At 66.6% G+C, this 20,226-nt stretch carries 17 protein-coding genes; 8 read left to right on the top strand and 9 right to left on the bottom strand.

All coding sequences use genetic code 11. The features are described 5' to 3' along the window. Positions 1-145: 145 nt before the first annotated feature. Both ACFPOB_RS15170 and ACFPOB_RS15165 read right to left on the bottom strand, forming a co-directional pair. A complete protein-coding gene (locus tag ACFPOB_RS15170; protein ID WP_377799254.1) occupies positions 146-631 on the bottom strand; it encodes a DUF6602 domain-containing protein in 486 nt (161 codons plus the stop codon). A gap of 70 nt (positions 632-701) precedes the next feature. Continuing rightward, entirely contained in the window at positions 702-2,324 is a 1,623-nt protein-coding gene (locus tag ACFPOB_RS15165; protein ID WP_377799253.1) for a long-chain-fatty-acid--CoA ligase, read from the bottom strand. A gap of 117 nt (positions 2,325-2,441) precedes the next feature. On the opposite strand from ACFPOB_RS15165, the gene ACFPOB_RS15160 reads away from it, so the two are divergent. The 3 genes from ACFPOB_RS15160 (at position 2,442) to ACFPOB_RS15150 (ending at position 5,413) form a co-directional block, all read left to right on the top strand. After that, positions 2,442-2,924 (top strand): MarR family winged helix-turn-helix transcriptional regulator, encoded by a 483-nt coding sequence (locus tag ACFPOB_RS15160; protein ID WP_377799252.1) that lies wholly within the window; start codon positions 2,442-2,444, stop codon positions 2,922-2,924. Further along, positions 2,924-3,772 (top strand): patatin-like phospholipase family protein, encoded by an 849-nt coding sequence (locus tag ACFPOB_RS15155; RefSeq protein ID WP_377799251.1) that lies wholly within the window; start codon positions 2,924-2,926, stop codon positions 3,770-3,772. Before ACFPOB_RS15160 ends, ACFPOB_RS15155 begins: the two co-directional genes overlap by 1 nt. A 177-nt stretch (positions 3,773-3,949) precedes the next feature. Then, positions 3,950-5,413, top strand: coding sequence for an amidase family protein (locus tag ACFPOB_RS15150; RefSeq protein WP_377799250.1), 1,464 nt, complete (start codon positions 3,950-3,952; stop codon positions 5,411-5,413). Here the strand turns inward: ACFPOB_RS15150 and ACFPOB_RS15145 are convergent. From ACFPOB_RS15145 to ACFPOB_RS15135, 3 genes are read right to left on the bottom strand one after another with little or no spacing between them, the layout of a single operon-like run. Beyond that, the gene (locus ACFPOB_RS15145) at positions 5,410-6,444 is read right to left on the bottom strand and encodes a DmpA family aminopeptidase (protein WP_377799249.1); all 1,035 of its coding nucleotides are present in this window, start codon (positions 6,442-6,444) and stop codon (positions 5,410-5,412) included. The two genes, ACFPOB_RS15150 and ACFPOB_RS15145, sit on opposite strands and share 4 nt — an antisense overlap. Positions 6,445-6,462: 18 nt before the next feature. Then, entirely contained in the window at positions 6,463-6,861 is a 399-nt protein-coding gene (locus tag ACFPOB_RS15140) for a VOC family protein (protein ID WP_377799259.1), read from the bottom strand. 17 nt (positions 6,862-6,878) lie between these two features. Then, positions 6,879-7,409: a hypothetical protein gene (locus ACFPOB_RS15135; protein WP_377799248.1), complete on the bottom strand. Its 531-nt coding sequence runs from the start codon at positions 7,407-7,409 to the stop codon at positions 6,879-6,881. Positions 7,410-7,773: 364 nt separating this feature from the next. Here ACFPOB_RS15135 and ACFPOB_RS15130 point away from each other — a divergent pair, with 364 nt between their 5' ends. Then, complete coding sequence (locus ACFPOB_RS15130) at positions 7,774-9,156, top strand: aminotransferase (RefSeq protein ID WP_377799247.1); 1,383 nt, start codon at positions 7,774-7,776, stop codon at positions 9,154-9,156. A 570-nt stretch (positions 9,157-9,726) separates the two neighbouring features. After that, positions 9,727-10,623: a metallophosphoesterase gene (locus tag ACFPOB_RS15125; RefSeq protein ID WP_377799246.1), complete on the top strand. Its 897-nt coding sequence runs from the start codon at positions 9,727-9,729 to the stop codon at positions 10,621-10,623. Positions 10,624-10,767: 144 nt separating this feature from the next. Here ACFPOB_RS15125 and ACFPOB_RS15120 read toward each other — a convergent pair whose 3' ends face one another. Next, positions 10,768-11,364, bottom strand: a complete 597-nt coding sequence (locus ACFPOB_RS15120; RefSeq protein WP_377799245.1) for a L,D-transpeptidase — start codon at positions 11,362-11,364, stop codon at positions 10,768-10,770. Between the two features lie 232 nt (positions 11,365-11,596). On the opposite strand from ACFPOB_RS15120, the gene ACFPOB_RS15115 reads away from it, so the two are divergent. Beyond that, positions 11,597-12,526 carry a histone deacetylase family protein gene (locus ACFPOB_RS15115; RefSeq protein WP_377799244.1) on the top strand — a complete coding sequence of 310 codons (930 nt, stop codon included), beginning with the start codon at positions 11,597-11,599 and terminating at the stop codon, positions 12,524-12,526. Between the two features lie 140 nt (positions 12,527-12,666). Here the strand turns inward: ACFPOB_RS15115 and ribB are convergent, their stop codons facing one another. Beyond that, positions 12,667-13,953, bottom strand: a complete 1,287-nt coding sequence (gene ribB, locus ACFPOB_RS15110) for a 3,4-dihydroxy-2-butanone-4-phosphate synthase (protein ID WP_377799243.1) — start codon at positions 13,951-13,953, stop codon at positions 12,667-12,669. Between the two features lie 197 nt (positions 13,954-14,150). Further along, positions 14,151-15,269 (bottom strand): chorismate synthase, encoded by a 1,119-nt coding sequence (aroC, locus tag ACFPOB_RS15105; protein WP_377799242.1) that lies wholly within the window; start codon positions 15,267-15,269, stop codon positions 14,151-14,153. Between the two features lie 140 nt (positions 15,270-15,409). Here aroC and ACFPOB_RS15100 point away from each other — a divergent pair, with 140 nt between their 5' ends. Next, complete coding sequence (locus tag ACFPOB_RS15100; protein ID WP_377799241.1) at positions 15,410-15,652, top strand: type II toxin-antitoxin system Phd/YefM family antitoxin; 243 nt, start codon at positions 15,410-15,412, stop codon at positions 15,650-15,652. Next, the gene (locus tag ACFPOB_RS15095; RefSeq protein ID WP_377799240.1) at positions 15,649-16,086 is read left to right on the top strand and encodes a type II toxin-antitoxin system VapC family toxin; all 438 of its coding nucleotides are present in this window, start codon (positions 15,649-15,651) and stop codon (positions 16,084-16,086) included. The genes ACFPOB_RS15100 and ACFPOB_RS15095 overlap by 4 nt, the downstream gene beginning before the upstream one ends. A 12-nt stretch (positions 16,087-16,098) precedes the next feature. Here ACFPOB_RS15095 and ACFPOB_RS15090 read toward each other — a convergent pair whose 3' ends face one another. Further along, the gene (locus ACFPOB_RS15090; protein ID WP_377799239.1) at positions 16,099-20,106 is read right to left on the bottom strand and encodes a Pls/PosA family non-ribosomal peptide synthetase; all 4,008 of its coding nucleotides are present in this window, start codon (positions 20,104-20,106) and stop codon (positions 16,099-16,101) included. Positions 20,107-20,226 lie beyond the last annotated feature (120 nt).

Raw genomic sequence — 20,226 nt, 5'->3', positions numbered from 1 at the left:
AGTGGCTGGGGTCCACATCGCTCGCTCCAAGATGGCCTGAACAACCCCTTGGAATCACGAGTGCCCCAGTCGCTCAACCCTTTCGGGACGGGCTCTCAGGAATGTCCCCCAACTATCGTCCGATTGTTGAGAGATACGCACCATCTTAAGTGATTATAGCTGTGAGTATGCGAGCGTGAGGCCAAGAAAGGTCACCCATTCGCGCCCCAGCCAGTGACGTCGGAGACAAATCCCTAACACTTAGAATATTCTTCCCAATTTCAGAAACAATAGCCTGGGAATTGATCGAAGTCTTAATCTCAAAAGTTGCAATCGCGCCTTCTTGAAAAATCAAATCGTGACCACTAGCAAAACGCAATCGAGGCATAGATTTCAGCATGAGAACGATATCTTGCTGTTTCGAGCGTCCTCCTTTTGCATCAACGATCACTCCGCTAACGACGCTCGTCATTTCGGGTAGATGATTTGTAAGAAAATCTTGAATTAAGCTCTCTCTAGCAGCACCTGCGGTGGCTGCATGCCCCAAGACTTTAGTCATGTCATACTGGGCTCTGAGTGCAGCTACTGCACCTTCACAATATTCTAGAAGCGGTGATTTCCTATCCTCCGCAACTGACACGCGAATGTCCATCTAAGCCTCTCGATTAACTGTCGATCACCGTTACGCCCGCTTTCTCATCAACCTCACCCTCTACCTCCCTTCACCCCGGCAGCCGATACTCCCTGAACATCTCCCGCAGCGCCGTCTTCTGGATCTTGCCCGTCGCGGTGTGCGGGATCGCCTCGACCAGCACGACATCGTCGGGCAGCCACCATTTCGCAACCTTGCCGGTCATGAAGGCGAGCATCTCCTCGCGGCCGGGCGTCCTGCCGGGCTTGGGCACGATCACCAAAAGCGGCCGCTCGTCCCATTTCGGATGGGCGACGCCGATCACCGCCGCCTCCGCCACGTCGGGATGGCCGATGGCGAGGTTTTCGAGCTCGATCGATGAGATCCATTCGCCGCCCGACTTGATCACGTCCTTGGAGCGGTCGGTGACCTGCATGTAGCCATGCGGATCGATGGTCGCGACGTCGCCGGTGTCGAAGAAGCCGTGCTCGTCGATGATCGGCTGGTCGTGCCGGTAATAGGCGCCGGCGACCGCCGGCCCGCGCACCTTCAGCCGCCCGAAGGTCTTGCCGTCCCAGGGCAGGTCGGCGCCGTCATCGTCGGTCAGGCGGAACTCGACACCGAACTGCGGGTGGCCCTGCTTGACCTTGAGATCGTAGAGCGCATCGCCCTCGAGCCCGTCATAGACCGGCTTGATCGAGCAGAACGAGCCGATCGGGCTCATCTCGGTCATGCCCCAGGCATGGTCGACGGTAACGCCATACTTTTTCTCGAACGCCTCGGTCATCGCCCGCGGGCAGGCCGAGCCGCCGATCACCACGCGCTTCAGCGTGTCGAGCCGCCCGCCGGTCGCCTCCAGATGCTGGAGCAGGCCGAGCCAGACGGTCGGCACCGCCGCGGTCAGCGTCACCTTTTCATCGTTGAGCAGTTCCAGCAGCGAGGCGCCGTCGAGCTTCATGCCGGGCATGACCAGCTTCGCCCCGGTCATCGGCGCCGAGAAGGCGAGCGACCAGCTGTTGGCGTGGAAGAGCGGCACCACCGGCATCACCACCGTGCGCGCCGACAGGCCCATATAGTCCGGCTGGGCGCAGCCCATGGCGTGCAGCACATTGGAGCGGTGCGAATAGAGCACGCCCTTGGGTCCGCCGGTCGTGCCCGAGGTGTAGCAAAGCCCGGCCGCGGTGTTCTCGTCGAACTCCCCCCAGGCGAAATCGGCATCGGCCTCGGCGAGCCAGTCCTCGTAGGCGATCGCATCCCTCAGCGAAGTTTCCGGCATATGCGCCGCATCGGTCAGGACGATGTAGCGCTCGACCGATGGCAACTTGTCCTGCAGGCCCTCCACCAAAGGCACGAAGGTCAGGTCGAGGAAGAGCAGCCGGTCCTCGGCGTGGTTGATCAGCTGGGCGATCTGCTCCGGGAAGAGCCGCGGATTGACGGTATGGGTGATCGCGCCCATGCCGCTGATGCCGTACCAGAGCGCCAGATGCCGGTCGGTGTTCCAGGCGAGCGTCGCGACGCGGTCGCCGAGGCGGATGCCTTCCCGCGTCAGCCTTTTGGCGATCCGGAGCGCGCTCTGGCGGATAGCGGCATAGGTGGTGCGCCGGATCGGCCCTTCGACGCTGCGCGAGACGACTTCGCGCGTGCCGTGCTGGATCGCCGCGTGATCGATGATCCGGTGGATCAGCAGCGGCCAATTCTGCATCAGCCCAAGCATGCGTTTCTCCCTGTCGTCTCGCTTCGCTTTTTGGCAGCATAGTCAGCGGACGGCCCGCGGCGAAAGCCCTCGCCTCCGGCTTGGAGATGAGTTAGTTTACAAGTAAACGATCTAGGGATGAACGCCTTGTCAGTGCCGCGCCCAATCCCCGCCCCGGACCCCATCGAGCCCGATCGCGTCTGGTTCCGCTTCATGCGCCTGCACCAGCGCATGCTCGGCCAGATGACCGCGCGTATCCGCGAGCTCGGCCTTTCCATCCCGCAATTCGACCTGCTGTCGACCCTGACCGAGCGCGAGGGCATCAGCCAGAGCGAGCTCGCCGAACGGCTCTATGTCACCAAGGGCAATGTCTCTGGCCTGGTCGACCGGCTGGTCCAGGCGGGCCTGGTCGAGCGCCGCGCCATCGTCGGCGACCGGCGCTCCTATGCCATGCACCTGACACCGGAGGGCCGCCGACTCGCCGAGGCCGGCATGGCGACGCAGCGCGACTATGTCGCCCAGACGCTCGGCAAGCTGCCGACGGAGGACCTCGCCGAGCTCGACCGGCTGGTCCTGGCCTGGCGCGAGCGCGCCCGCGCCCTCGACACGGACCAGGGCTGATGTTCGCAGGCCTGGCCTATGCCGGCGGCGGCAATCGCTGCTACTGGCAAGGCGGCTTCTACGAGACCGTCGCGCCTGAGATCGGCCTGAAGCCACGCCGCATCGTCGGCGCCAGCGCCGGGGCCGGGGCGATGCTCTACAATGCGCTTGGGCTGGGCCCAGCCGTGCGCGAAATGCTGCGCGAGGCCTGCACCGGCCGCACCTCCGAGGTCGACTGGGCCGCGTTTCGCCGCGGCGGCAGGCTCTTTCCGGTCGCCGAGATGTATCGCAGCATGCTCACGAGCCTGTTCACGCCCGAGCGGCTGGCAGCGCTGAAAGTGCAGGCCGATTTCCTGATCGCGATCTCGCGGCCGCCGCGCTTCTGGCCGCTGCCCGTCATCACCACCATCGGCATCGGCGCCTACCAGCTCGAGAAGCGCCTGCGCCGCCCGGTGCATCCGACCGTGGGCCGGAAACTCGGCTTCCGGCCCGATCTGATCCGGATCGCCGACTGCTCCGATCCCGAGGCGCTGGTCGATGCGCTGATGGCGAGCGCCGCCGTGCCGCCGTTCATGCCGGCCGGCAATATCGGCGCCCGCGCCGCGCTCGATGGCGGTCTGGTCGACAGCGCCCCGGCCTGGGCGCTGGCCGAGATGGAGGCTGCGGGCGAGCAGACGCTGGTGCTGCTGACCCGCCCCTTCGCCGAGGTGCCGCAGGTTCCAAACCGTACCTATGTTCGCCCCTCGCAGGTGATCCCGGTCAGCCAGTTCACCATCCGCAACTGGGAGGGCATCCGCTTCGCCTATGAGCTCGGGGTGAAGGACGGGGAGGATTTCCTGAGGATGATGCAGAGGCGGAAGGCGGGCTGAGCACAGCCAGTGCCACCCACCTCGTCATGCTCGCCCTTGTGGCGAGCATCCACGTCTTGAACATCGCATTGCGTCCGGAAAGACGTGGATGGTCGAGACAAGCCCGACCATGACGGGTGCGGTTCCGCCGCCTGCCGCAATACTCTACGACTTGTGCTCCTCCCGCCGGATCACCCGATGGCTTCGATCAATCTCACTGCCTCCGCCACGAGCCTGCGCGCCGGTTTGCTGGCCCGCCGCTTCAGCGCCCACGACCTGCTCGAGGCGACCTTCGCCCGCATCGATGCGCTCAACCCCACCCTCAACGCCATCGTCGCGCAGGATCGCGACGCCGCGCGCGCGATGGCGGCGGAGGCGGACCGACGCATCGCTTCCGGCGAAGCCCGCGCGCTCGAAGGCCTGCCGATCACGATCAAGGATGCTTTCGACGTCGCCGGCCTGCCCTCCTCCGGCGGCCTGCCCGCTTACAAGGAGCGCATCCCGCAAGAGGATGCCGCCGCCGTCGCCCGCCTGCGCGCCGCCGGCGCGGTCATCCTCGGCAAGACCATGGTTCCGGTCTTCTCCGGCGATTTCCAGAGCTACAATCCGGCTCATGGCATCGCCAACAACCCGTGGAATCCCGAGTATTCGCCCGGCGGCTCTTCGGGCGGGGCGGCGGTCGCGGTCGCCACGGGGATGAGCGCCTTCGAGCTCGGCTCCGATCTCGGCTCCTCGATCCGCTGGCCGGCACAGGCCTGCGGCGTCTTCGGCCTCAAGACCAGCTGGGGCCTGGTCTCGACCTGGGGCCTGATCCCGCCGCCGCCGGAACGGCGCACCTTGCGCAATGCCGACCTCGTCGTCGCCGGCCCGATCGCCCGGGCGACCGAGGACCTCGACCTGATCCTGCCGGTGCTGGCCGGACCGCGCGACCCGAATGTAGCGGGAGCGTCCCTGCCCGCCCCGCGCAAGCTGGACGCAAAGGGCCTGCGCGTCGCGCTCTGGGCGCAGGAGCCGTTCGCGCCGGTCACGAAGGAGGTCTCGGACACGGTGCGCGAAGCCGGACGACGCCTCGCTGAGGCCGGAGCCCTCGTCGACGAGGCCGCCCGCCCCGGCTTCCGCTTCAGCGAGGCCTATGAGGTCTATGCGCTCCTGAACCACGCCGTCGTCGCCTATGGCCTGCCGCCGAAGGTCCGCGCCCGCATCCAGGCGCAGGCTGCGAAGTTCGCGCCGGGCGACCTCTCGCATCAGGCTCTGCAGGCCCGCGGCGCGAGGATGACGCCCGGCCTCTACCAGCAGCTCCACCAGCGCCGCCTCGCGTTGAAGCGGCAATGGGCCCGATTTTTCCAAAACTACGACGTGCTGCTCTGCCCGCCCGCCCCGGTCGCAAGCCAGAAGCACGACCATCTGCCCGATTTCCACGCCCGCCGGCTCGACATCGACGGCGTCGAGCGACCCTATCTCGACTTCCTGTGCTGGGCGAGCCTCGCCACCGGCTCCGACCTGCCTTCGCTGAGCGCCCCGGTCGGGTTCTCGCCGGCGGGACTGCCGACCGGCGTCCAGATCATCGCCCCCCTCGGCGAGGACCGGACGGCGATCGCGGTTGGGGCGATGCTGGAGACGCTGGGCGGCGGCTATCGCGTGCCGCCAATCGCTGCGTCCTAGCCGTTCAGCCAGTCTGCCAGCGACGGCCGGAGGTTGCCGTCGCGCCCGATCATCTCCGGCGCGGCCAGCATCGCGTTCAGCACCGCCTCCTGCGTCGCTTCGGCGGCGGCACGGAAGGGCAGATCGATCCGGTTCTCGTTGAGGGCAGTGAGCGGGACGAGGTCGGCCTCCTCAAAATGCGCGATCCGGCTCGCGGTCGAGAAGGCGATGGCGATGTCGCCGCTGCCATTGCCCCAGAAGGCGCCAAGGCGCGCCAGGCCGGCGCCGCAGCGCCGGGCGATGCGGGTGAGCTGCCGGCTCTCCAATGGCAGGTCGGTCGCCAGGATGATGATCACCGAGCCGCGCTCCGGCGGCTGGACCGGGTTCGCAGCCGGCGGCAGCGGGCTGCGCCCATCGGGCAGGACGAGATCGCCGGCATTGCCGAAATTAGCCTGCACCAGCACGCCGACCGTGAAGCTGCGATCGTCGAGTTCGATCAGGCGCGAGGCGCTGCCGATGCCGCCCTTGAAGCCGAAGGCGCTCATGCCGGTGCCGGCGCCGACCGCGCCTTCCTCGACCGGCCCGCCGCTGGCAGCATCGAGCGCCGCTTCCGCATCGGCGATGGTCAAGCGCCGCGCCCTGATATCGGAGAGGAAGCCGTCATTGCATTCGAGCACGAGCGTATTGACCGTGCCGGTGCTGCGGCCGATCTCGGGATTGCCGGCGAGCGCCCGACCAACCAGCGCCTCGATTCCCGCCGCGACCGCAAAGGTGTTGCCGAGCAGCAGTGGCGTCTCGATCTGGCCGAGTTCGGCGAGCTGCATCAGCCCGGCGCTCTTGCCGAAGCCGTTGATGACCTCGACGCCGGCCCTGACCTTCTCGCGGAAGAGGTCGCCGCCATGCGGTAGCACCGCGGTGAAGCCGGTGCGGATATCGCCCTCGCGGATCGTGCGGTGGCCGACAGTGACGCCCGATACGTCGGTGATCGCATTGAGCGGCCCCGGCGGCAGCGAGCCGCAGATCAGGCCGTAATCGCGTGCCCGCTTGCTCAAGGCAGTCTCCTGTTGCGATCACCCGGCCGTGTTGAACACGGCCTCGATCGCGTGGCCGTCGGGATCGATGACGAAAGCGGCGTAATAATGCGGGCCGTAATGCGCCCGCAGGCCCGGCCTGCCGTTGTCGCGCCCGCCATGCTGAAGCGCGGCGCGATGAAACTCGTCGACGGCCTGCCGGCCGGGAGCCGCGAAGGCGACGTGGAAGCCCGGTCCCGGCGGCCGCTGTCCATCAGGGCGATGCTTCAGGGCCAGCGCGTCACCGCCGCCCGCAACGCCGTAGCCAACCGCCTGGTTGCTCTCGCCGGGCCGGAGGTCGCTCCAGACCCGGACGTAACCGAGCGGCGCCAGCACCGCATCGTAGAATGCGGTCGCGCGCTCGATATCGGCCACCCCAATGGAGAGGTGATGCAGCATCGGCCAGGTCGGCACGCTCACGCCGCGGCCTTGACCTTCGCCACCGTCAGGCGTGGCCGCCCGCCAGCCAGTTCCTCGCGCAGCACCAGCCGCTCATCGGCAGCGATCAGGCCGAGCGGCACGTCATGCGTCGGCATGACGGCCGTTGCCGACTTGTTAAGGAAAACGATGACCGGGCGGTTGCCGGCGGCAGCCCAGCGGCGCAGCTGGGTCAGATAGGGTTCCTTGCGCCAGGCCTGCGGCGCGCCGGGATCGAGCTGAACGAAGAGCCATTTGGTCGCCGGGTCCATGGTGAGGACGAAGCGGGCTTTGTCGGGCTTCCACTCCGGCCCGAGGAAGGTCTGCGTCATCCAGAGGCAGAAGAAGGCGCGGCAATGGTCCGGCCGCGTTGCATGGATGCCGCAGCCCCGTCCGGGCAGGCAATGCTTGCACCAGCTGCCGGCGACGCTCTCGACGGCGGGCACGTCGTAGACCTTGCAGCACAGCGTGCAGCTGCCGCAGTCGCGGCCGGGAGCCGGCTGGTTCACCATGCGGGCGGGATCGATCATGCAGGCCCTTCTCGAAAGCGCGCGGAACCATGCGCATCGCCGCTGCGGCTGGCAAGCCGATTTAGAAGCGCTCGAAGGAAAGCAGAGCTTCTCTTGATGCTGCTTCAACCACCGGATCATCCCGGCGGAGCGAAGCGGAGACCCGGGACCCATTCCTGAACCGTTCCGGAATGGATCCCGGATCGGCGCGGCTCCGCCGCTTGTCCGGGATGACAAGTAAATGCTGCATGGGCTATTCAAGATTCCGACGAGCGCGGCCCGCCCCGCGCCAGACTCTGCCCCGTCCTGCAGGAAAATCGCTCAGCGCTTGCGCAGGGCGCGGTCTATGCTCGCATAAACGACGCATAAGCATCGGGAGCCGGAAATGCTGACCAACCTCGCCGTCCGCGACATCGAGACCCTCGTCCACCCCTATACCAATCTGGCGGTGCATCGCGAGGTCGGCCCGCTGGTGCTGGAACGCGGCAAGGGCGTCTATGTCTACGACGTCTCCGGCAAGGACTATATCGAGGGCATGGCCGGGCTCTGGTGCACCTCGCTCGGCTATTCCAACGAGGAGCTCTGCGACGTCGCCTATGAGCAGCTGAAGAAGCTGCCCTTCACCCACATCTTCTCCGGCCGCAGCCACGACCCGGCGATCGAGCTGGCCGAGAAGCTTAAGGAGATCGCGCCGGTGCCGATCTCCAAGGTGTTCTACGGCGCCTCCGGCTCGGATGCGAACGACACGCAGGTCAAGCTGGTCTGGTACATGAACAATGCGCTCGGCCGGCCGAAGAAGAAGAAGATCATCTCACGGCTGAAGGGCTATCACGGCGTCACCGTCGCCTCGGCCTCGCTGACCGGCCTGCCGGCCAACCACACCGATTTCGATCTGCCGCTCCCCGGCATCCTGCACACCTCCAGCCCGCACCATTATCGCTTCGCGCAACCCGGCGAGAGCGAGCTCGATTTCTCGGCGCGCCTTGCCGCAGAGCTCGACGAGATGATCCAGCGCGAGGGGCCGGACACGGTCGCCGCCTTTATCGCCGAGCCGGTGATGGGCGCTGGCGGCGCGGTCACGCCGCCGGAGGGCTATTTCGAGGCGATCAACGCCGTTCTAGCGAAATACGACATCCTCTTCATCGCCGACGAGGTGATCACCGGTTTCGGCCGCACCGGCGAGATGTTCGGCACCACCACCTACAAGATGAAGGCCGATACGCTCTCCTGCGCCAAGGCGCTGACTTCGGCCTATTTCCCGCTCAGCGCCGTGCTGATCAACGAGCCGGTCTATGAGGTGCTCGTCGATCAGAGCCGGAAGATCGGCACCTTCGGCCATGGCAACACCTATGCCGGCCACCCTGTGGGCTGCGCCGTCGCGGTCAAGACACTGGAGATCTACCAGCGCGACAGGATCATCGAGCATGTCCGCAAGGTCGCGCCGACCTTCCTGCAGCGCCTGACCAGGCTCGCCGAGCACCCGCTGGTCGGCGAAGCGCGCGGTGTCGGCCTGATCGGCGGCGTCGAGCTCGTCAAGGACAAGGCGAGCAAGGCGCAGTTCGAGGCCAAGAAGGCCGTCGCCGCCAAGTCGGTCTCCTTCGCCCAGGACGAAGGCCTGATCCTGCGCGCCATGGGCGGCGACCGCGTCGCCTTCTGCCCGCCGCTGGTGATCACCGAGGCCGAGATCGGCGAGATGTTCGACCGCTACGAGCGGGCGCTCGCCAGGACGCTCGACTGGGTCAAGGCGGAAGGGCTGCTGGCGGGCTGAAGGAAGGCGCAGAAACCTCTTCGTCTTTCCGGGGCGCCGCGCAGCGGCGAGCCTGGAACCCATGAACACAGGTGAGGCCGGTCTTGGCGCCGCGATCATCACTCTTCCGACATATGCCGGTGTTCATGGGTTCCGGGCTCAGCGCTTCGCGCTGCCCCGGAAAGACGGCGGTGTTTCCCACTCCGCCCCGCGAAACTGTGCCAAAGCTGACCAAAGCCTCGGTGTGACACGAAAAACGTCACGAGAATTTCATGATGCCGCCGCCGGCCCGACCCGATCGGCAGCGACATTGACGGTGCTGACGGCCCAGGAACCGTCGGCGCCCACAACCGGAAACCGAGGATCATGTCTACGCATAAGCCGCGCCACCCCGCGCCCCGTTCCGCCAGCTTCCATGACGCCAGCGCCCGGGAGGCCTATGCATCGCGCTTCCGTCCGATCGCGATTCCTGCCATTGTCGCGGGAACCCGCTGGACCCCGGCCGCGTTGACCTCGCAGCACAGGGACGTTCCGGCGCTCCTGCGCAACGGTTTCGAAGATTGATACGACGACCTCCGACTGAGACCCAAAATGCTTGACCGGCGCAGAGTCCTGCAGACTCTCGCCGGTCTTTTTTTGTCCAGCTTCGGCCTCGGCGGCTACGCCTATGCCTGGGAGCCCGCGCACCAGGGCGTGACCCGCTACCGGCTGAAGCCTGCCCGCTGGCCGGATGGGCGCCGGCTGCGCGTCGCCGTGATCTCCGACCTGCATGTCGGCGGCCCGCACATGCCGGTCGCGCGCGTCCGCGAAATCGTCGACCAGACCAATGCGCTGAAACCCGATCTCGCCTTGCTGCTCGGCGACTTCGTCGCAAGTCGCGCCCGATATCCGGATGATCCGGCGCCAGCGGAATGGGCGGCCGAGCTGGCCCGCCTCGTGGCGTCCGCCGGCCGCTTCGCCGTGCTCGGCAACCATGACTGGTGGCAGGACGAGCGCGCCCAGCGGGAGCTCCAGGGGCCCACCCAGTCGACACTCGCGCTGGAGGCCGCAGGCATTCCGGTCCTGGAGAACCGGGCGATCAGGCTCGATACCAAAGCGGGACCGCTCTGGATCGCCGGGCTCGGCGACCAGGAGGCCTTTGTCCTGCGCCGCCGCCCGCGCGGATTCCGTTATGGCGTCGACGATCTCCCCGCCACGCTCGCCATGGTCGACGACGGCGCGCCGCTGATCCTGATGGCGCACGAGCCCGACATCTTCGCCGAGGTCCCAGGCCGGGTCGACCTGACCCTGTCAGGCCATACCCATGGCGGGCAGGTCAGGCTGTTCGGCTGGTCGCCGATCGTGCCCTCGCGCTACGGCAACCGCTACGCCTATGGCCATGTCCGGGAAAACGGCCGCGACCTCGTCGTCTCGGCCGGGCTCGGCACCAGCAAGCTGCCGATTCGGCTGGGCGCGCCGCCTGAGATCGTACTGATCGAATTGGGCTGAACATTCCCGTATTGCGAGGAGCAAAGCGACGAAGCAATCCAGAAGGGCTCGCTCTGCCGCCCTGGATTGCTCGCGGAGCCTGTCCTCGGTCCTGCCAAAGGCAGGACCCGGGGGGCTCGCAATGACGGTGAAGCGGCGGCGTCCTTAGCGAACGATGACCTTCGCGCCGACCGCAGCGCGGTTGTAGAGATCGATCGCGTCGATGTTGCGCATCCGGATGCAGCCGGACGAGGCCGAGCGGCCGATCGTCTCCGGCTCATTGGTGCCGTGGATGCGGTAGAGCGTGTCCTTGCCGTTCTGGTAAAGATAGAGGGCGCGGGCGCCGAGCGGATTGTCCGGCCCGCCTTCCATGCCGCCGGCGCGCGGCGCCAGATGCGGCCAGCGCGCGATCATCTCGGCCGGCGGGGTCCAGCGCGGCCACTCGGCCTTGCGCTGCATCACCGCGGTGCCGGTCCAGCCGAAGGCCTCGTCGCCGGTCGCGACGCCGTAACGGATCGCCTTCTTGCCCGGCAGGACGAAGTAAAGGAATTTCTCGGTCGTATCGACCACGATCGTGCCGGGCTCTTCGCCGGTCGGATCGTTGATCTCGTAAGGCAGATGCGTGATCTGCGTCTCGAAATTCGGGACGAGCGCCATGTACTCGGCATCGCGGGCCGAAAGCGAGGGCGCATGGACCGTCTTGTACTGGCAGGCGCCGAGAAGAACCGACAGGCCGAGCACCGCTGCGAAAGTCTGCTTCATGAGGTCCACCGCCGGCACCGAAACGATGCTCGTTATGATGAATGCTTCGTTAAAAAACGGTGACCCGACAAGGCACGGCCCGGGTCGAACATGAGCCGGTCTTACGGCGCAAACCTATTTCAGGCAATGAAGTTCCAGCGCTGCTCTGGCGTCTTGCTGCGGTGCAGTGACAATATGGTCACGCTTGCGGCCTACTCGGTTCGGCCTGTTCCTTGACTTCGGAGACCTTCCAGTGACGACGCTCCTGATCAGTCACCCGTCCAGCCTGCGCCATGTCACGCCGCCGGGCCATCCCGAACGCGCCGACCGCATCCGCGCGGTCGAGCAGGCCCTGGAGGATGAGCGTTTCGCGCTCCTGCAGCGCGTCGAGGCTCCCGAAGGCACGCTTGCCCAGGTCGAGCTCTGCCACCCGGCCGCCTATGCCCAGGCGATCTCGGAAGCGGCGCCGCAGCAAGGCCTCGTCCAGATCGACGCAGACACCATCATGTCGCCAGGCACGCTCGCCGCGGTCCTGCACGGTGTTGGCGGCGCCGTCCATGCCGTCGACGAAGTGATGTCCGGGCGCGTCGGCAACGCCTTCAGCGCCATGCGCCCGCCCGGCCACCATGCCGAAAGCGACAGGGCGATGGGCTTCTGCTTCTTCAACAATGCCGCGATCGCCGCCCGCCATGCCCAGCGTGCGCATGGCGCCGGGCGGGTCGCGATCATCGACTGGGACGTCCATCACGGCAATGGCACGCAGGAGATCTTTTGGGGCGATGCCAGCGTGCTCTATGCCTCGACCCATGAGATGCCGCTCTATCCCGGCACCGGCGCCGCATCCGAGCGCGGCGAGCACGGCACCATCGTCAATGCCCCCCTGCGGGCCGGCGACGGCAGCGATGTCTTCCGCGACGCCTTCGAGAGCGCGATCCTGCCCCGGCTCGCGGATTTCCGGCCCGATCTCGTGATCATCTCGGCCGGCTTCGACGCTCACTGGCGCGACCCGCTCGCCAACATCAACCTGACGGAAGCCGATTTCGCCTGGGCGACGCAGAAGCTGATGGAGATCGCCGACCGCCATGCCGGCGGGCGCCTCGTCTCGATCCTGGAAGGCGGCTACGATCTCGAGGGCCTGTCGAAATCGGTCGCGGCTCACGTCACCGCGCTGATGCGCGGGTGAACCCCGCAGCCCTCATCCTGAGGAGCAGGCGAGAGCCTGCGTCTCGAAGGATGCCCCAGTTCGCGAAGATGGCGCCCGCTGGATCATCCTTCGAGACGCGCCTGCGGCGCTCCTCAGGATGAGGGCTGAGCTATACCCGCTCATTCCAGCGGCTCGGTCCCCGCGATCTCGATGCCGAAGCCGGAGAGGCCGACGAAGGCGCGGGTCGAGGACGCCAGGTTGACGATCGAGGCGACGCCGAGATCGCGCAGGATCTGGGCGCCGAGGCCGACCTCGCGCCATTGCTGTGAGCGCAGCGCGTCCGAGCCCTCCTCGTCCTCGACGCTCTTGATCGGCACGCCGGCGGAGCCGTCGCGCAGATAGACCAGCACGCCCCTGCCCTCTTGCTGGAAACGGCGCAGCGCGCACTGGACCGAGGAGGCGCCGCCGAGCACGTCGGCGACGACATTGGCGCGGTGCAGACGGGCCGGCACCTTCTCGCCATCGCCGAGCTTGCCCATGACGAAGGCGAAGTGCTGGGTGTCGTCGAAGGGCGTCACATAGACATGGCCGGTCATCTCGCCGAACTCGGTCTTGACCGGGAAGGAATGCACGCGCTCGACCAGTTTCTCGCGCGCCTGGCGATAGGCGATCAGGTCGGCGACGGTGATCTGCTTGAGGCCGTGCTTCTGGGCAAAGGCGGTGATCTGCGCGCCCTTCATCACCGTGCCGTCGTCGTTGGCGAGCTCGCAGATCACGCCAACCGGCGGCAGCTCGGCGAGCTTGCAGAGATCGACCGCGGCCTCGGTATGGCCCGAGCGCATCAGCACGCCGCCCTCCTTGGCGATCAGCGGGAAGACATGGCCGGGCCGGACGAAATCGGCGGCGCCCATATTGCCGTTGGCGAGCGCCCTGACCGTGTTGGTGCGCTGCTCGGCCGAGATGCCGGTGGTCAGCCCGTGCTTAACGTCGACCGTGATGGTGAAGGCGGTGCCGAGCGGGGCATCGTTGGAGGAGACCATCGGGTCGAGCCGCAGCCGGCGCGCCTCGGCCGCGGTCAGCGGCGCGCAGACGATGCCGCAGGTGTTGCGGATGATGAAGGCCATCTTCTCCGGCGTGCAGAGCGAAGCGGCGACGATCAGATCGCCCTCGTTCTCGCGGTCGTCGTCATCGGTGACGATGACGATCTCGCCGCGCGCGAAGGCTTCGATTGTCTCGGCGACATTGCTTGCGGTCATGGCAGCCTCGCGCGGGCCCTGCAGGCCCAGAAAGTCGTTGGGGGTGACGGCGCCGCCGGTCGCGGCCGTGATGCGCTCGGCGCTCTCGCGCGAGATCCAGGCGGTGGGATCGTTACAGAGTGCCGTGACGCTGGCAGGCGACAGGCCGACCTGCCGCGCAAAGGCGCTGCGCGCGGTCTTGGTTTGCTGTAGCCAGGCGTCGAGCTTCATGGCGCCAAGCTAATACGCCCGCGCTTCATTCGCAATGAAGGGAAGAAAATTTTTCAGTATTACTGGAATCTCAAGTCGGAGCCGTCATAATCGGGCTTGCCCCGACCATCTCAGGCCGAAGGAGGCTCCCATAGGCGCCTTCTTGTCACGAGATTCTCGGGTCTGCGCTTCGCTTCGCCCGAGAATGACGCCTCTGGTCAGCTTTCGAACGGCCAGCGCGGCGCGACCACGCCGACCTGCGCCCGATGGCGCAGATACTGGTCGGCGAGCACGCAGGCGACCATAGCCTCGCCGACCGGCACGGCGCGGATGCCGACGCAGGGGTCGTGCCGGCCCTTGGTGAACATCTCGGTCTCGCCGCCGGTGCGGTTCACCGTGGCGCGCGGCGAGAGGATCGAGGAGGTCGGCTTCACCGCGAAGCGCGCCACGATCGGCTGGCCGGTCGAGATGCCGCCGAGGACACCGCCGGCATGGTTCGACAGGAACAGCGTCTTGCCGTCATTGCCGGCGCGCATCTCATCGGCGTTGTCCTCGCCGGAGAGCTCGGCGGCGGCGAAGCCCTCGCCGATCTCGACGCCCTTGACCGCGTTGATGCTCATCAGCGCCGCGGCGATCTCGGCGTCGAGCTTGCCGTAGATCGGCGCACCGAGGCCCGCAGGCACGCCCTCGGCGACGATCTCCAGCACCGCCCCGATCGAGGAGCCGCTCTTGCGGATGCCGTCGAGATAATCGGCGAAGCGCTCGGCCGCCTTGGCATCCGGGCAGAAGAACGGGTTGTTGCCGACCTCGTCCCAATCCCAGTTGTCGCGATCGACCTTGTGCGGCCCCATCTGGACGAGCGCGCCGCGCACCACCATGCCCGGCACGACCTTGCGGGCGATCGCCCCGGCCGCGACCCGCATCGCCGTCTCGCGCGCCGAGGAGCGGCCACCGCCGCGATAGTCACGGATGCCGTATTTCACGTCGTAGGTGAAATCGGCATGGCCGGGCCGATACTTGTCCTTGATCTCGGAATAATCCTTCGAGCGCTGGTCGACATTGTCGATCAGCAGCCCGATCGAGGTCCCGGTCGTGACCTGCTCGCCATCGGCCTCGCGCGCGAAGACGCCGGAGACGATGCGGACCTGGTCCGGCTCCTGGCGCTGCGTGGTGTAGCGCGACTGGCCGGGCCGGCGCTTGTCGAGGTCGCGCTGGATCTCGGCCTCGCTCAGCGGGATCAGCGGCGGGCAGCCATCGACGACGCAGCCGATCGCAGGCCCATGGCTCTCGCCGAAGGTGGTGACGCGGAAGAGATGGCCGAAAGTGTTGTGCGACATGGAAGCCTGATGTGTGACGTAGCAGGCTTTTAGGCGGGAAAGCCAAAACGTGGAAGTCCATAGGCGCGGGCAGCGTTCCACTTGGCAAGCGGACGCATCTCACCTAAGTTATGACCAATTATTTGGTCAGGAGTGCGATCATGAAATCTGTCGCCCTTGCTGAGGCCAAGGCTCATCTGAGTGCGCTGATCGACGCTGTGGAAGCCGGCGAGAGCATCTCGATTACCCGCCACGGCAAGCCCGTTGCACAACTGATAGCGGCGGAGAAGCCCCCAAAGCCGCTCGATATTGCCAAGCTGCGCGCGCATCTAGCCACGATGCCGATGCAGGAAGAGGACGGCGGTGAATTCATGCGCCGCATCCGTGACGAAGCACGCTATTGAAACTCTACCTGGACACCTCGCTCGTCGTTACCGCGCTGATCATGGAACCAAGCTCCGCAGCCATCGTCGAATGGCTCGAGCGGCAAAACTCTCATCGTTTCGTGATCAGCGACTGGGTCGTTGCCGAGTTCTCCGCGGCGCTGTCCGTCAAACTGCGGTCGAACCGGATTTATGCCGAGGCGCAAGAGCGCGCACTCGCAAAGCTAGCTGATCTGATGACCAGCGAGTTCGAATGCCTTCCCGTGACGAGGGAGCATTTTCGTCAAGCCGCCGCCTTCTGCAATCGCAGCTTCGTTGGGTTACGAGCGGGTGACGCGCTTCATCTGGCGATCGCCGCCAGCTCTACTCTCAAGCTTTGCACCCGAGACAGGCTCCAAGCCGAAGCCGGCGCCGGGCTCGGCGTACTGACCGAGTTCGTGCCCTCATTGCCGTAAGAGCCGGCCGCCTCAATGCCCCGCCGCCGGCACCGCCGGCGCGCCTTCCCAGCGCGTGTTCGCCGGCAGGCTCTCGCCCTTCATGATCACGGTGAGCAGGCCGATCTGGGCGTAGTCGCCGACATGGGTGTCGTAGAGCACGGTCGCCCCGGCGCCGACGCAGACGCCCTTGCCGAGCGTGACGCGACCGACCTTCATCACCCGATCCTCGTAGAGATGGGTCTGCAGCGCGGAATGGGCGTTGACGGTGCAGAAGTCGCCGACCTTGATGCAATCGAACTCGGTGATGTCCGTCGAGTCGAGCCAGACGCCCTGCCCGTACTGCGCGCCGAACAGGCGCAGGAACCAGGGCAGGAACGGCGTGCCGCGCAGATAGTCGAACAGCACCTTGCCGCCCAGGCCCCAGTACAACACGGCGATCGCCTCGGTGCGCATCGCCCAGAACGACCACATCGGCTTCATCACCGGCTTGTAGACGCCCATCAGCAGCCATTTCATCAGCGCGCAGATCAGCGCCTGGGTGATGGCGATGACGACGGCGCAGCCCATGAAGGCGAGAATGAGACCGACCCAGTCGCGATCGAAGATCTTCTGCTGCAGCACGAGATCGACGGCGATGGTGCCGAAGGTGATGAACAGCATCGCCGGGAAGGAGGTGTGCAGCGCCTCGAAGCCGGCGCGCGCCAGTTTCTTGCCCGTCGAGGGCTTGTAGGTCCAGTCGGCGCCGAGATCGACCTTCTGCCGCGTCGGCAGCTTGATCGGCGGCGAGCCGAACCAGGTGTCACCGGCGCTCATCAGCTCGTTGGCCGGCGGCTTCGACTTGATGCCGATCAGCACCTTGTCGGGAATGACGGCGCCGGGCGGTACGACCGCGTCATTGCCGACGAAGACCTGCTCGCCGGTGCGGGTCATGTCGAGGCGCATATAGCCGCGCCGCATGTCCTCGTCCCCGAAGATCACCTCGTCGGCGATGAAGTTGCCGGCGCCGATGCCGGTGATGTCATAACGGCCGGAAAGATTGGTCGAGATCTCGGCGCCCTGCCCGATCCGTGCGCCCATCATGCGGTACCAGAAGCGCATATAGATCGTCGCGAACAGCGAGGACAGCGTCTCCAGCGTCACCTCGGTCGCCAGCGCCACCGTCCATTTGCGGGCATAGAAGCCGGAATGGATCGAATAGGTGCCGGAGGAGACACGCGGCAGGATCGCCCAGCGCAGCACGCAGATCAGGAAGACCGTTATACTGATGAGGCCGATCGCCGTCGGCCAGGTCAGGAGGGGCAGGTACCAGAGATAGCTGACGTCCGACCAGGTCGCGACCCAGTTGTCTATTCTGTCGAACAGCCAGAAGGCCGGGAAGATCGGCAGCAGGCTGATCGGCGGCAGGACGATCAGCATGACCACGTAGAACAAGGTCATCGCCGCGCGCCGCCGTCCGGTCGCTTTTGCTTGCGGCGGCAGGGCCTCAAGATCGACCATGCCTTTCTTGCGGGCCGGCGAGCCGTCCCAGATCTCGGCCGTGCCGACGGTCGCGCCGGGCGCGATCGCGGTGAGATCGCCGATCTCGGCATGGTCGCCGATATGGCAGCCATGGCCGAACACCACCGCGGAGCCGGCATAGACGTCCTTGCCGATGCTGATCTTGCCAATGATGAAATCGGCCCCGATCGCCTCGGCATTGGCGAATGTCGTCTTGGAGCCGAGCGTCGTGCCGTCACCAAGCTCGATCAGGTCGATGGCGCCGGCCTCGTAATCGGAGATGATGACGTCGCGCCCGACCTTGGCGCCGAGCAGGCGCCAGTAGAAACGCATCACCGGCGTGCCCTGCAGCCATTTGATGTGCACGAGCCCGGCGACGCGCGAGGCGAACCACCAGCGGAAATAATAAACGCCCCAGAGCGGATAGGTGCCGGGCTTGGTCCGGCCGAGCACCAGCCATTTCAGGCCGATCGCGATGAAACCGGTGACGATGGTGATCGCGACATAGATGCCGAGCAGCGCAAAGACCTGCGCCATCGCCGACAATTCTTCGCCCGAGAGCAGCATATAGCTGACGAAGATGCCGAGCCATTGCGCCGTCGACAGGCTGATGATGATCGGCAGCGCGATCGCCTGGGCCAACCCGCAGAGGAAGCGGCGGCGCAGCGGCGGCGGCGTGAAGGAGAGGTCCTCCTCGGCCCGCACGCCACGCGCATCGAGCAGTTCCGCTATCGCCCGCAAGGTGCGCGCGCCATAGACGTCCTGCAAGGTGATGCCGGCATAGGCCGGCGTCTCGCGCACGATCGAGATGAAGCGCGCCGCCAGCAGCGAATGGCCGCCGAGATCGACGAAGAAGTCGGCCTCCAGCGGCAGCGCCTGTGCCCCGAGCACGCGCTTGGCAGCGTCCAGCAAGGCAGCCTCGGTCTCGTTGCGCGGCGGCTCCTGCTCGCCGCTCGCGGCCGGCGCCGTCAACGGCGCGGCCTTCAGCATCTTGCGGTCGACCTTGCCCGAGACCATGCGCGGCAGCGAGCCGACCGGCTCGAAATGCGCCGGGATCATGTAGGGCGGCAGCTTTTCGCGCAGCGAGGCGCGCAGCACCTTGCCCTCGATCTGCACACCGGGCTCGCCGACCAGGAAGGCGACGAGCCGCTCGATGCCGTCATCACTGCGCAGCACCACGGCGGCCTGGCTGATGCCGGCCTCGTCGGACAAGGCCGTCTCGATCTCGCCGAGCTCGACGCGGAAGCCGCGGATCTTGACCTGGTCGTCGATACGACCGTGGAAGACGATGTTGCCGTTCTCGTCGAGGCTGACGGCATCGCCGGAGCGATAGAGCATCGGGTCGCTGCCACTTCCGCCGAACGGATTGGCGATGAACTTCTCGGCCGTGAGCTCGGGGCGCAGATGATAGCCCTTGGCGACGCCGGGACCACCGATCAGCAACTCGCCCTGCTGGCCGACGCCGGTCAGCTTCATCTCGTCGTCGACGATATAGGCGGTGTAGTTCGGGATCGGCTTGCCGATGGTGACGGTCTCGCCCGGCTCGACCGGGGCAGCCGTCGCCACCACCGTCGCCTCGGTCGGCCCGTAGGTGTTGAAGATGCGCCGGCCGGGTTTCGACCACTTCTGCACGATCGAGGGCGGCAGCGCCTCGCCGCCAAGCAGGATCAGTTTCAGCGATGGCACGTCGGCCGGCAGGATGCCGAGCAAAGTCGGCACCGTGTCGATCACGGTGACGCCGGCCTCGGTCAGGATCGAAGGTAGCTTCTCGGCGTCGCCCATCATCTGCGGCGTCGCGACGAACAGGGTCGCGCCGACGAGATAAGGCGTCCAGATTTCCTCCATCGACAGGTCGAAGGCAACGGAGGCGCCCTGGAAGACGACATCGTCCGGCCCCATGCCGTAGAGCGCGTTCCCCGAGCGCAAGAAATGGCAGATGTTGCGCTGGCTGATGACGATCGCCTTGGGCGTACCGGTCGAGCCCGAGGTGTAGATCAGATAGGCGGGATGGTCGGGGGTCAGCCCCGCTGCCCGCGCTGGCATCGCCTGACCGTCGCTCGCCTGTGCGAGTTGCTGCGGGCACCAGACCGTGCGTTCGGTGGCTGCGGCGCGCGCCTTCCAGTCGGTCTGCGTCACCAGCCCCTTGGCGCTGGCATCGTTGAGGCAGATGGCGATGCGCTCGACCGGCGCCTCGGCGTCGAAGGGCAGCCAGGCGGCGCCCGACAGCGTGATCGCGATCTGCGCCACCAAGAGCTCGATGCCGCGCGGCATCCACAGGCCGACCATGTCGCCCGGCCCGACTCCGGACAGCGCGAGCCCGCGCGCCTGCGCCTGCGCCTCTGCCCAGACCTGCGCATAGCTCAGCCGCCGCTCGCCGGAGATCAGCGCCGTGTGGTCGGGACGTGCCGAGACGCTCGCTGCAAAGATCTCGGCGAGCACCTCGTCGCGCAGCAGCTCTGGCCGCCTTTCGCCCGCCAGCATGGCGAGCGCGGTCGCGCCCGAATCGGCAGTGCCGGCCGAAACTGTGGTGATGTCGTTCATCCTGCCCCGCTGCAGGCTTCGGAACCGCGCGCCCCGAGCCCGCACCTCACGCCGGACGCCCGCCTCCCCGCGGCGATGCGTCGACCCAATCTCCGACCAGACATCCGCAGCCGCGCGGAA

Origin of the sequence: Allobosea eneae, assembly GCF_042657265.1 — a bacterium.
In the GTDB taxonomy this organism is placed as follows: domain Bacteria; phylum Pseudomonadota; class Alphaproteobacteria; order Rhizobiales; family Beijerinckiaceae; genus Allobosea; species Allobosea eneae.
Note: the sequence above shows the minus strand (reverse complement) of the source record. Positions and strands in the feature narration are given on the sequence as shown.